Here is a 12,054-nt window from a genome sequence, read left to right on the forward strand (position 1 = left end):
GGGGGGCGCCGAGGGGCCGGGAACTTCGGTGGCACCGGCCTTCAGAATTGTCGCACTTGACGCGTCGGAAATATAGGGAATACCATCGGTTATGTTGCATCCAGTCGAGCGCCTTGCGGCGGCCATCGACGAACACGCCGAGAACGTCGCCAAATTCAAACGTGGTGAGCTGACCCCCGACCAGTTCCGCCCCCTGCGGCTGGCCATGGGTGTCTACGCGCAGCTCGCGCACGTGAAGCACATGCAGCGCATCAAGATTCCCGGAGGGCAGCTCACGGCTGCGCAGCTGGAAGCCCTCGCGGAAGTCACGGAGCGGTGGGGTCGCGGGCTAGCGCACGTCACGACCCGCCAGGACATCCAGCTCCACTACCTGGAGATCGAGGAGACGATCGACCTGCAGCGCGTGCTCGTGCGCGCGGGGGTGACGACGGTCGGCGCGTGCGCGGACACGCTCCGCAACATCACCGCGTCCCACCTCGCCGGCGTGGTCGAGGACGAGGTGTTCGACGTGACGCCTTACGCGCTCGCCGTCACCCAGCACTTCCTCTTCCACGAGCACAACCGGCGGCTACCGCGGAAGTTCAAGGTCGCCTTCTCGGGGAGCGCGCGCGACCACGCGCAGGTCATGATCAACGACATCGGTCTGTTCGCGAAGATCGGCGATCGCGGGCGCGGCTTCGCGGTCTACGTGGCCGGCTCGCTCGGCTCGACGCCCGAGATCGCGCACCTCTGGAAGGAGTTCATCCCGGAGTCCGATCTGCTGCCCGTGTGCGAGGCCGTGGTGAGCGTGTTCCACCGGGACGGAGAGCGGAAGAACCGGAAGAAGGCGCGCCTCAAGTTCCTGCTGCGCAAAATCGGCGAGGCCGAGTTCCTGCGCAGGCTCGACGAGGAGTTCGATCGCATCAAGGCGGAGCGCGGCGACGCGCTCGCGGCCGAGCTGAAGGAGAATGTGGCCGGGTACCGGGAGAACGATCCGCCCCCGCTCACGCCGCTGCGGGAGACGCTCGGCGACGGCGCGTTCGCGCGCTGGAAGCGGACCAACACGATCGCGCAGAAGCAGCCCGGCTACCGGGTGGCGACGGTCAAGCTGCCGCTCGGCGACATCACGAGCGAGCAGCTGCGGCGCCTGGCCGACCTCTCGCGGCGCTACGGCAACGGCGAGGTGCGGGCGACGAACACCCAGAACTTCGTGCTGCGCTGGGTGCCGGAGGGGCAGCTGCTCAACCTTCACCGCGAGCTCTCGCAGATGGACCTCGCCGAGGCGGACTCGGGGCACATCACCGACGTGGTGACCTGCCCGGGCGGCGACTACTGCACGCTCGCGATCACGAAGAGCATGCAGGTCGGGTCCCGCATCCGGGAGCACCTGGTGCCGAACGGCAGCCGCCAGGAGGCCGACGACTTCGTGAGCGCCCTCGGCGAGTTCGACATCAAGATCTCGGGGTGCCCGAACTCGTGCGGGCAGCACCACGTCGCCGACATCGGGATGACGGGGCTGATGGTGAAGGGCAAGGATGGGGTCGAGCGCCCGCACTACTCGCTCCGGGTGGGCGGCGGCTGCGGCCCGAACGCGCGCATCGGCGAGCGCCTCGACGGCCGCATCCCCGAGGAGGAGACGCCCAAGGTGATCGCCGCCATCGCGCGCTACTACATGGCCGGCCGCGCCGAGGGCGAGAGCTTCCGCGACTTCGTCACGCGCAAGGGCGTGCAGGAGATCACCCGCGTCGGCTTTGCCGCCGCCGAGGGTGCCGCTATCTGAGCGTCCGCCCCGCCCGGGGGCTCCGTCATCGGAGCCCCCGCCCCGCCCATCCCTGACCCCTTCCAAGATGGTTCGCCAGGACGCCGGCTCTCCGGCGCCCTGGCTCAGCCGCGCTCAACGGCGACGGGGGATAAGCGGCGGATCGCCAGCGAACGGGTTCATCGCCAGCGCGGCCAGCACGCCCGCCGCGCCCGCCTTGACCTTCTCCATCCCCGGAGCGACCGGCGCGAGCTCTTCGCGCTCGTCCAGGAGCTCGGGGGGAATGTCGAGCAGGAACCTGCTCGGCGTCCTCGGCACCATCTTGCCGCGCGAACCGCGGTGCTTCGCCCGCGTGAGGTAGAGCCGATCGCGGGCCCGCGTGACCGCGACGTAGAAGAGCCGCCGCTCCTCCTCGATGCTGTGGCCGCCCGTGTCGCCCCCCTCGGCGCCGCTCGGCGCGGCGTCCGTGGCGCGCTCGTCGAGGCTGCGCTGGTGGGGCATCAGCCCCTCCTCCAGGCCGATCACGAAGACGTACGGGAACTCGAGGCCCTTCGCGCCGTGCATCGTGGTGAGCGTCACGCGGTCGGTGGCCTCCTCCTCCTCGGAGTCCTGCCGGAGCGCGAGCAGCCGCAGGAACTCGGCGAAGCTCGCGCGGTCCCCCTTCCCCTTCTCGTCGCGGCGCGCGAAGACGTTGAGCAGCCCCTCGAGGTTGCCCCAGCGGCGCGCGGCGGCGTTGTTCGTGGAGGAGCCGGTCATGATGTCCTCCTTGAAGCCGGCGTCGGCGAGGAGCGCGCGCGCGACCTCCGCGGAGGGCTCGCCGCGCTCGAGCCGCCCGCGCGCGGCCTCGATGATCCGGAGCAGCTGGCGGCACCCCTCGATCGCGGCGGCGCTCAGCTCGTGGATGGCGTGCGGCCGCGACACCGCCGTCCAGAGCGAGGTGTCGTGCGCCGTCGCGTAGGCGCCGAGCTTGGCGACCGCGGCGTCACCGACGCCGCGCGCCGGGTAGTTCAGGATGCGCCGCAGCGACATCTCGTCCTGCGGGTTCAGCGCGACGCGCAGGTAGGCGATGAGGTCCTTGACCTCCTTGCGCTCGAAGAACTGCTGGCCGCCGATCATCCGGATCGGGATCTGCCGCTCCTTGAGGGCCGACTCGATCGCGGCCGCCTGGAGGTTCGACCGGTAGAGCACGGCGATGTCCTTCGGCCGCGCGGCCTCCCGCTCCAGGAGGCGCTGCGCCTCCGTGGCCACGAAGCTCGCCTCGACGTCGGGGTCGACGCAGATGATGGACCGCACCTTGTCGCCGTCCAGGCGGGTGGCGATGAGCGACTTCTTGTGCCGCCGGGCGCCGGACTTCGCGAGCACCGCGTTGGCGACGTCGAGGATCGGCTTGCGCGAGCGGTAGTTGTGCTCGAGCTTGACGACCTTCGCGCCCGAGAAATGCTCCTCGAAATCGAGGATGTTGCGCACGTCGGCGCCGCGCCAGGCGTAGATCGACTGGTCGTCGTCGCCGACGACGACCACGTTGCGGTGCTCGCCGCAGAGCAGGCGCAGGAGCTCGAGCTGAGCGCGGTTCGTGTCCTGGTACTCGTCGACGATCACGAAGCGGTAGCGCATCCGCCAGCGATCGAGGACGTCGGCCCGCGTCTGCCAGAGGCGGACCACCTCGCAGATGAGGTCGTCGAAGTCGAAGGCCTGGAACGAGCGCAGCGCCGCGTTGTAGCGCGGGTACACGAGCATCGAGATCTCGTCGTAGTCGTCGATGCCCTTGCCCTGCCGCTGCGCCTCGGCCCACGCCTCGGGCTCGAGGAACGCGTTCTTGGCGTTCGAGATGCGCGACAGGATCGCGCCGACGTCGTAGCTCTTGCCGGCGCGGAGCTCGCGGAGGATCTCGCGGATGACCCCCAGCGCGTCGGACTGATCGAAGATGGCGAACGAGCCGCCGCGCAGCCCGAGGGCGCGGGTCTCGGCGCCGAGCACGTCGAGGCCGAAGCGGTGGAAGGTGCAGACCTTGAGCTCGCGCGCGACCTTGGCGCCGACGAGCTTGCCGACGCGCTCGTGCATCTCGGCGGCGGCCTTGTTGGTGAAGGTCATCGCCAGGATGGAGCGCGCCGAGATGCCGCGATCGAGCAGGCGCGCGATACGCGTGGTCACCACGCGCGTCTTGCCGGATCCGGCGCCGGCGAGCACCAGCATTGGCCCGAGCTCGTGCTCGACGGCCGCACGTTGAGACGGGTTCAATAAGTCCGACACCGTGCGGTGCCCTAGCCCGGCGTGCGCCGGAGCGGGAGCTTGATTTTATCGGACGTCGGCGCGGGCGCGGGATCGCCGCTGGAACGGCTCAAAGTCCGGGCGGCGTGGCGAACTGCCCCGGGAACGGGTTCGCCTCCCGGCGGCGCCGGACGTCGTCGAGCGTCCAGGGCGCCGTGCCGCGCTCGTGGAAGAGGGCCACGCCGATCACGCCCACGTTCCTCGTGTCGCCGTGCTTCTGGTTCGCGTAGGAGCCGCGGACCGAGCCGAACCGGAACGCCGCGACCGTGTCCATGCTCTGGCGGAAACCGTCGATCTCGAGCTCGCCGTGGGGCTCGACCAGGTAACCGCGCTTGTCGAACGCCGCGGGCTGGCCGTCCATGACGTCGAGTCCGTCGACGGAGACGACGCACTCGATCCGGTTCGGCGTGAGGTTGCGCAGCACGACGCTGTAGCGCTGGCCGGCCTCGCCGACGACGTGGCTCGTCTCGCCGGCGACGAAGCCGCTCAGGAAGCCGCCGCCGTCGCCGCGCAGCCCGATCGCGACGGCGCCGCCGGCGAGCGTGAAGGACTGCGGCGACGTGCGGCGGAAGCCGGACGCGCTCGCCATGGCGCGGGCGCCCTCGGCGTCGTTGTAGAACAGGCTCGCGACCGCGAACGGCCGCTCGACGTCGGCGCGGACGAACGGCGCGGTCGAGATGCGGGACATGCGCGTCTCGCCCCACTCGGTGCCGAGGCCGGGGCGCTCGATCGGCTCCGGCGCGACCTGGCTGCTCGGCGCCCTGCGCGCCGCCCCCTCGGCACGGCCGGCGGAGGGCGCCTCGAAGCCGGCAGAGGGCGCCGCGGGCGCGGCCTCGAACGGCGGCGGGGCCGGCGCGCCCGGCTCGGAGGCGGCGCCGTCCCAGGCGCCGGAGCTGCTCGAGGCGACGAACCCAGGAGCGGCATCGGCTGCCCTCGACGTCGCGGCGTCCGCCGGCCGGGGCGCGGCGCCGCCGCCGCACGAGGCAGCGCCCGCGAGGAGCGATATCGCCAAACAAGCCAGCCCGATTCGTCGCGTCCGGTTCATGGTCCCTCCACTCCGCATTGCGGTGTCGACCGGAGAACGGGCTCGACGAGGCTACCTTACAGCCGAGCGCGCCTCTGCCGCGGCGGGCGCGGACGGCGGCGCCGGCGCGGGGAGATCGCTCGCCGCGAGCCAGCGCTCTGCGAGCGTGAGCCCGAGCGCGGCGGACGCGACGGCGAGCGCGCACACGCCGAGGGCGGCGGCGCGCGACGCGGCGCGGGCGACGCGCGGCGCCGGGAATGCGCGCCGCCTCGAGCGCGCCGGCGGGCGGCGCGCGACGGGCGCGGCGCCGGCGCGGCCGCCGCCCTGCGCGGCGAGCGGCGGGAGGCGCTGCGCGGCGGCGGGCGCGCCGGCGCGGGCCGTGGGGACGTCGAAGGCGGTCGGGGTGAGCTCCGCCGTGCTGGCCGCCGGCGCCGCGCCGTGCGGCGCTCCGTCGCGCAGCCGGCGCACGGCGGCGTCCATGTCGCCGGCCGTCTGGAAGCGGTGCTCTGGCGCCTTCGCGATGGCGCGCAGGATCACCCGATCGAGGGCGGGCGGGAGCGGCTGCGGCGCGTAGCGCGACGGCGGGGGCGGCTCCCGCTCGCAGTGGGCGAAGCGGAGCGCGTCGCGGCGGCCGTGCAGCTCGTCGAACGGGCCTCGCCCGGCGACGAGCTCGTAGAGGACGAGGCCCATCGCATAGATGTCGGCGCGCGGATCGATCGGCAGGGAGGCGCACTGCTCGGGCGCCATCGTCCTCGGCGTGCCGATGACCGCGTCCGGGGCGGTCAGCGAGGCGCCGGCGTGGAGGAGCTTGGCGACGCCGAAGTCGAGGACCTTGAGCGTGCCGTCGTCGCACAGAAACAGGTTCTCGAGCTTGAGGTCGCGGTGGACGATGCCGGCGGCGTGCGCGAGCGACAGCGCCGAGAGGGCCTGCTGGACCAGGCCGAGCGCGGTCGGGACCGCGACCACGCCGAGGCGCGCGAGCTCGGTCCTGAGGTCGCGCCCTTCGAGGAGCTCCATGGCGAAGTAGGGGCGGCCGCCTCGGGTGGTGCCGAGATCGAAGACCTCGGGCAGGCTCCGGTGGCGCAAGCGAGCGATGACGCGCGCCTCGGCGCGCATGCGCGCCGAGAGATCGCTGCGGCCGGCGTGGCAGCGGTGCAGCAGCTTCACCGCGAACCGGCGGCCGAGCTCGCGGTGCTCGACCTCGTAGACCTCGCCCATGCCGCCCTGGCCGAGCAGGCGCACCACGACGTACGGCGTGCCGGGGATCGGCTCGCCCTCGGCGAGCGCGCGCAGCGGCCACGCGCCCTCGGACGGCTCGACCTCACCCAGCGCGCGCAGCAGCCGCGCGCCTTCGGACGGTTCGACCTCGCCCAGCGCGCGAAGCAGCCGCGCGTCTGCGGACAGCTCGACCTCGCCCAGCGCGCGCAGCGGCCGCGCGTCTGCGGACAGCTCGACCTCGCCCAGCGCGCGCGGCAGCCGCGCGCGAGGAGCCTGCGGCGCGAGCGGAGCGCCGGGCGCGTACAGGAGCGTGCGCCCCTCGGCGGTCGCGCCGGTCATCGCGCCCCTCCGTCCGCGAGCTGCGCCCGCGCGCCGCGCGCGCCGCCCGGCGGCGGGGACTGCCCCGCGCCGTCGGGCGCGTCCGTCTCCCGGCCGCCGTCTTCTCCCTGCGCCTCGGCGAGCGCGGCGGCCATCGCGTCCGCCGTCTGCCAGCGGAGCCCCGGGTCCTTCTCGAGGGCGCGCGCGACCGCGTGGTCGAGCGCCGGAGGAACCCAGAGGAGCGAGCGGAGCCGCGGCGCCGGCGTGCTCAGGTGCGCCCGCATCACCGCCATCGAGTCGACCACCGGAAACGGCCCTCGCCCGGTGAGCGCCTCGAACAGCAGGAGCCCCACCGCGTACACGTCGGTGCGCGCGTCGACCTCCTCGCCCCGGATCTGCTCGGGCGACAGGTAGCGCGGGGTGCCGAGGACGTTCGAGCCCGTCGGCGGCCCGAGCGTGTCGCGGGCCACCTTCGCGATGCCGAAGTCGATCAGCACCGCGTGCTCGGCCTCGGGCGCGGAGGGCCCGCTCTCCAGATCGGCCGGACCCTGCTCGGCGCCGCTCGCCTGCGCGAGGAAGACGTTCGCCGGCTTGATGTCGCGGTGGATGATGCCGGCGCGGTGCGCCGCGGCGAGCCCGCCGAGCACCTGGATGGCGATGCGCACGGCGGCGGGGGTCGCGAGCGGCCCGCGCGCGTCGAGCCGCTCGCGCAGCGTCTCACCGAAGAGGCGCGGCATGACGAGGAAGGGACGGCCGTCGCTCGTCACGCCGACCTCCTCGACCTTCACGACGTGCGGGTGGCTCAGCGCCGAGAGCGCGCGCCCCTCCTGGACGAGGCGCGCGCCGACCTCGCTCGCCCCCTCGTGCATGGCGCGGAGCAGCTTGAGCGCGCGCAGCTGACCGCGGCGCCCCGTCGCCTCGAAGACCTCGGAGCACGAGCCTGACCCGATCCTCTGGAGCAGGCGGTACGACGTCCCCGGGAGCGGCTGTCCTTCTCGCTTTTGCACCATGTCCGTCGACCTCCCTTGCGGGGGCGCGCGGCGGAGCGCCGGCGCCTTCGTTCGGGAAGGGAATCGTCGCTCTCGCGGCGCGAGTTGCGCGGACAAACCGCTCGACGCATCAAAAAACGCGCAATCAACGGATGTGCAGTGGGCGCGGCGCGCCGTTCAGGGCTGTACAGGGGCGCGGCGCGCGCTCAGTGATAGAGGAACCACCGGACGCCCGGCTTGATCTCCATATGGAAATGGTCGGCGTGCGGCGCGTTGTAATTGGGCGTCAGCGCGTATGTAAAAATCCCGAGATCCGCCGCCTCGCACACGATCGACCGGAGCTCGCGGGCCTCGGGGAGCTCGGGCTGGGGCGCCCCCTCGCCGCAGGTCTTGTCCCCGATGCGGCCGTGGAAATGGCGCGCGACGCTGATCCAGGTGCCGTCGCGCTTCTTGAGGGCGCCGACGTCGATGGCCAGGCCGGCCGGGTGACGCGTGCCGGGCGGAGCCCACGCGCCACGGGGCTTCTGGCCGGCGTCGCTGCGCAGCGCCACGTCGCCGCGGGGCTTCTGGCCGGCGTCGCTGCGCAACGCCGCGTCGCCGCGGGGCTCCTGGCCGGCGTCGCGGCGCTTTGTCGCGGATGTCGTGGCGCGGGAGGCCACGGGCTTGCGGCGCGCGGAGCGTCGCGTTCCTGCCTTGCCGGCCGCCTTGGCCGGCGCGCTGCGCGCCGCGGTCGCCCGCCCCTGGGTGTTCGGCGCGCTCGACGCGGTGTTTCGAGCGGCCTCCGCCCCGCCCTTGCCCTTCGCGCCGGCCTCCGCCGCCCCCTTGTCCTTCGCGCCGGCCTCCGCCCCGCCCTTGTCCTTTGCGCCGGCCACCGCCCCGCCCTTCTCCTTCATGCGTCGCGGGCGCTCCTCGGGCGCCTTCGACGTCCCGTCGAGCGCGCCCTTCTTGCCCAGCTCGACCGGCGGCGCCGGCCTCGTCGATTCCTTGCGAACGTCGCTGTCCGCGGCCTTCGCCTCGACGGCCCCGTGCGCGTGCTCCCCCTCGCCGTCTCCCCGCTCGCGGCCCGGCATCGGCATGTTGGGTCGGTACATCGTGTAATGGACGACCTCGTCGATATCGTGCCGCATGAGCACGGCCGCGAAATCGTCGAGGGCGAGCGCGAGGCGCGCGTCCAGGATCTCGAACATGCTCGTCACGCGCTGCTCGGGCGGGAGCACGGAATGGTAGTACACGCCGTTCAGCCGGCCCGTGAGCCGGATCGGCGCGCGCACCCCGGGCGCGTGATCCACCTTGAGGTACAGGATCTTCCGGCGATCCAGCTCGGCCAGCGCCTCGTCGTCCGTCATGTTGGCGTAGCGGTACGCCGGGGAGGCCTCGGCGACGCTCGCCTCCGGCGTCACGAGGAACGGCGACGCGGCCAGCGCGGGCGCCGGATCGAGCGTCGCGACGGATGCGAGCAGCGCGCCGGCCAGCGGCTTCAGCAGACAGCGAAGTCGGGAAAACGCCACAGCGGCCGCACTCTAACGTGACCAGGCAGGAAGGCGAAAAAACGGGCGACGGCTGGACCGGTGAGCAGCAGCGCGATCGCGACGCCGCCGCGCTGACCGTCGCGCAGCGCCGTGCTCGCGGTTACGCTGGACGCGCGGCGCCGCGACGCCCAGAACGGCGCGATCCCCGTGCGCATCCCCTCCGCGACGAACACGCCTTTGCAACCACCGACGCCCTTCGAACCGAGCCGCGACGCGCACCCCCGAGCCGGCGCCGAGACGCCCGGCGCGCCGGCCGACGCGGGCGCGCTCCACGGCGAGCGCCCACGGCCGCCCGAGCCGACCGCCGCGCGCGCGCTCCTCGCCGCGGCCATCACGACCGCCGCCGTGACGGCGGCGTCCTACGCGGCGCCGAAGAGCTACGCCGGCACGCTCGTGGGCCTCGCGTTCCTCGCGGCGACGTACTGGCTCGTGCTGCGGTACGACGAGGCGACGATCCGCGCCCACGGCCTGTCCCTCGGGGGCGTCCTCGAGCCCGCGCCGCTCTCGGCAGACCGGCTCGCCCGCGCCGCGCTGCGCGCCGTCGCCTGGGCCGCCCTGGTCGCCGCGATCGTCTTCCCGCCGTTCTGGCTCGGCTACCGGCTGTACTGGGGCGTGACCTCGCCGTTCGTGCTGCGCCCGCCGTCCGCCGACGAGATCGCCGCGCAGCTCCTCGTGGTCGCGCTGCCCGAGGAGGCGTTCTTCCGCGGCTACCTCCAGAGCGCCCTCGACCGCGTCTTCCCGCCGCGCGTCCGCGTCCTCGGCGCGCCCCTCGGCCCGGCGTGGCTCATCTCCTCGGCGATCTTCGCGCTCGGCCACGTGCTCACGATCCTGCACCCCGCGCGGCTCGCCGTCTTCTTCCCCGCGCTCGTCTTCGGGTGGCTGCGGGCCCGCACCGGCGGCATCGGGGCGCCGCTCCTGTTCCACGCGGCGTGCAACCTCTTCTCGCTCACCCTCGCGAGCGGCTACGTTCACGCGCCGTGAGCACCTCGTTCGACGACACGGCGCCGGGCCCCCCGCGCGGCGCCGGCCCGGCGGGGCAGGACGGCGCCGCGCCGCGGGACGGCCGCGTCGCGCGCCGACGCGCGGCGCTGTTCGACATGGATCGCACGCTGCTGCGCAAGGAGACCGCGAGCCTCTACGTGAAGTACCAGCGCCAGATCGGCGAGGCGACCGCGCGAGATCTCCTGCGGACCCTGTACTGGGTCGGGCAATACACGCTCGGCGTGCTCGACGCCGAGAAGGTCGCCGAGCGCGCGCTGCTCGCGCTCCGGGGCGTGCCCGAGACGGTCCTCGCGGCCCGCTGCGACGACTGGTTCCGGCTCCACGTCGAGCCGCACATCGCCGACGCGGGGCGCGAGGCCGTGCAGCGGCACAAGGCGGCCGGAGACCTGTGCGCCATCGTGACCGGCGCGTGGCCCTACACCTCGCGCCCGCTGGCCAGGCGGCTCGGGATCGAGCACCTCGTCGCGAGCGAGCTCGAGATCGACGAGCGCGGGCGCTTCACGGGCCGCGCCGCGCCCCCGCTCTGCCTCGGGGAGGGCAAGGTCGCGCGCGCGCGGGCGCTGGCCGAGGCGCAGGGCTTCCGGCTGGAGGACGCGACGTTCTACACGGACAGCGTCAGCGATCTGCCGCTCCTCGAGCTCGTGGCGGAGCCGGTCGCCGTGAACCCCGATCCTCGGCTGCGCCGGGTCGCCGAGCGGCGGGGCTACCGGATCGAGCGCTGGTGAGCGCGCCGGCCGCGGCGCGCGGTCGCCTCACGCAGCCGCGCGGTCGCCTCACGGGGGCGGCGGTCGAGAGCCCGGCGGCGGCCGCGAGGTGGGCGAGCCGAACGAGGGCGGCGGCCGCGACGAGAGCGGCCCCATCGGGAGGCTCCCGCGGGAGAGGCTCGCGCGGGTGTTGACCGCCCACAGGACGATCGCGGCGACGACCGGGCCGATGAAGATGCCCGCCGCGCCGAACAGCTCGAGCCCGCCGAAGATCGCGAGCAGGGCGATGAGCGGGTGCATCCCGCCGTGCGAGCTCTGGACCCACGGCCTGATCACGTTGTCCGAGAGCCCGACGAGGACGGCCGCGGCGCACATGCCGATGCCGGCGCCGATGCGCCCGATGACGAACAGGTAGATCGCCGCCCCTACCGTCACCGGCGTGGTGCCGATCATGGGGACGAGCGAGAGCAGCGTGGCGAGGAGGCCGAGGAGGAAGGCGCCCGGCACCTTGCAGACGAAGAGCGCGACGGTCGTCAGCGTCCCCTGGACGGCCGCCGTCGCGAGCAGGCCGAGGACGGCGCCGTGCACCGTGTCCTGGATCGACGCGAAGAGGACGTCGGTCTCCTCGTTCCTGAACGGCGACTGCGTGAGCAGCCAGCGCAGCAAGAGGCCGCCGTCGCGGAGCAGGTAGTAGAGCGCCACGATGAACAGGAAGGCGTCGACGATCGTCTGCGGCACCGCGGCGACCATGCCGCCCGCGAAGCTCGCCATCGAGCTGCCCACCCGCTGGAACAGGTTGCTCACGTACGTGCGGATGTCGTCTCCGGACAGGCCCGCCCTGTTGATGAGCCCCGTCAGCCGGCCGTCGTTCAGGAGGCCCTGGACGCGCTCGATGGTGCTGGACCAGTCCCGCGCGAAGAAGCGGCTGATCGAGGCGGAGGCCTCGATGATGATCACGGCGAGCGGGATGCACACGAGGATCACCACGCCGACGGTGGAGATCGCGGGGGCGAACTGGCGGAAGCGGCCGAGTCGCGGCGAGAGGCGGCGCTGGAGCGGGGAGACGAGGAGCGCGACGAGGCCGCCGAGCAGGACGGGGACGAGCAGCCCCTTCACCATCCAGAAGAACAGCGCGACGAGCGCCGCGCGGAGGGCGAACGACAGCCATCGATCCGACTGGGTATCTTGGTTCATCGTCGGGTGCGCTTGCTCGTTGTGCCGCGCTGAGCGGCCTCTCCGGGGCCAAGGTAGGGTGGGCCTCCGG

Annotated in this window: 10 protein-coding genes; 3 read left to right on the forward strand and 7 right to left on the reverse strand. The window is 73.4% G+C overall.

The genetic code is table 11. The annotated features are described in order from the left end of the window. Window positions 1–91: 91 nt before the first annotated feature. Window positions 92–1,759, forward strand: a complete 1,668-nt coding sequence (locus tag NQZ70_RS44310; RefSeq protein WP_129579613.1) for a nitrite/sulfite reductase — start codon at window positions 92–94, stop codon at window positions 1,757–1,759. Window positions 1,760–1,873: 114 nt separating this feature from the next. On the opposite strand, the gene NQZ70_RS44315 is transcribed toward NQZ70_RS44310, so the two are convergent. From NQZ70_RS44315 to NQZ70_RS44340, 6 genes are all read right to left on the reverse strand, one after another. Beyond that, window positions 1,874–3,988 carry an ATP-dependent helicase gene (locus tag NQZ70_RS44315; protein WP_257792748.1) on the reverse strand — a complete coding sequence of 705 codons (2,115 nt, stop codon included), beginning with the start codon at window positions 3,986–3,988 and terminating at the stop codon, window positions 1,874–1,876. 88 nt (window positions 3,989–4,076) lie between these two features. Further along, window positions 4,077–5,051, reverse strand: a complete 975-nt coding sequence (locus NQZ70_RS44320; RefSeq protein WP_237244613.1) for a hypothetical protein — start codon at window positions 5,049–5,051, stop codon at window positions 4,077–4,079. A gap of 51 nt (window positions 5,052–5,102) precedes the next feature. Then, window positions 5,103–6,587: a serine/threonine-protein kinase gene (locus tag NQZ70_RS44325; RefSeq protein ID WP_129579614.1), complete on the reverse strand. Its 1,485-nt coding sequence runs from the start codon at window positions 6,585–6,587 to the stop codon at window positions 5,103–5,105. Continuing rightward, entirely contained in the window at window positions 6,584–7,576 is a 993-nt protein-coding gene (locus tag NQZ70_RS44330) for a serine/threonine-protein kinase (protein ID WP_129579615.1), read from the reverse strand. The genes NQZ70_RS44325 and NQZ70_RS44330 overlap by 4 nt, the downstream gene beginning before the upstream one ends. 185 nt (window positions 7,577–7,761) lie before the next feature. After that, a complete protein-coding gene (locus tag NQZ70_RS44335) occupies window positions 7,762–9,063 on the reverse strand; it encodes an extensin family protein (protein WP_129579616.1) in 1,302 nt (433 codons plus the stop codon). Then, the gene (locus NQZ70_RS44340) at window positions 9,033–9,257 is read right to left on the reverse strand and encodes a hypothetical protein (protein WP_129579617.1); all 225 of its coding nucleotides are present in this window, start codon (window positions 9,255–9,257) and stop codon (window positions 9,033–9,035) included. The genes NQZ70_RS44335 and NQZ70_RS44340 overlap by 31 nt, the downstream gene beginning before the upstream one ends. A gap of 4 nt (window positions 9,258–9,261) precedes the next feature. Here NQZ70_RS44340 and mrtC point away from each other — a divergent pair, with 4 nt between their 5' ends. Then, on the forward strand, window positions 9,262–10,065 hold the full coding sequence (gene mrtC, locus NQZ70_RS44345; protein ID WP_129579618.1) for a myxosortase MrtC: 804 nt from the start codon (window positions 9,262–9,264) through the stop codon (window positions 10,063–10,065). Beyond that, window positions 10,062–10,811: an HAD family phosphatase gene (locus NQZ70_RS44350; protein ID WP_129579619.1), complete on the forward strand. Its 750-nt coding sequence runs from the start codon at window positions 10,062–10,064 to the stop codon at window positions 10,809–10,811. Before mrtC ends, NQZ70_RS44350 begins: the two co-directional genes overlap by 4 nt. 48 nt (window positions 10,812–10,859) lie before the next feature. On the opposite strand, the gene NQZ70_RS44355 is transcribed toward NQZ70_RS44350, so the two are convergent. Further along, complete coding sequence (locus NQZ70_RS44355; RefSeq protein ID WP_129579620.1) at window positions 10,860–11,984, reverse strand: AI-2E family transporter; 1,125 nt, start codon at window positions 11,982–11,984, stop codon at window positions 10,860–10,862. Window positions 11,985–12,054: the final 70 nt, after the last annotated feature.

Source organism: Sorangium sp. So ce836 (assembly GCF_028553905.1).
In the GTDB taxonomy this organism is placed as follows: domain Bacteria; phylum Myxococcota_A; class Polyangia; order Polyangiales; family Polyangiaceae; genus Sorangium; species Sorangium cellulosum_D.

Bases quoted from the DNA above. Each gene is read 5' to 3' on its own strand.
- NQZ70_RS44325 (WP_129579614.1), bottom strand. From the start codon at position 6,587: ATGACCGGCGCGACCGCCGAGGGGCGCACGCTCCTGTACGCGCCCGGC.
- NQZ70_RS44330 (WP_129579615.1), bottom strand. From the start codon at position 7,576: ATGGTGCAAAAGCGAGAAGGACAGCCGCTCCCGGGGACGTCGTACCGC.
- NQZ70_RS44355 (WP_129579620.1), bottom strand. From the start codon at position 11,984: ATGAACCAAGATACCCAGTCGGATCGATGGCTGTCGTTCGCCCTCCGC.
- NQZ70_RS44320 (WP_237244613.1), bottom strand. From the start codon at position 5,051: ATGAACCGGACGCGACGAATCGGGCTGGCTTGTTTGGCGATATCGCTC.
- NQZ70_RS44310 (WP_129579613.1), top strand. From the start codon at position 92: ATGTTGCATCCAGTCGAGCGCCTTGCGGCGGCCATCGACGAACACGCC.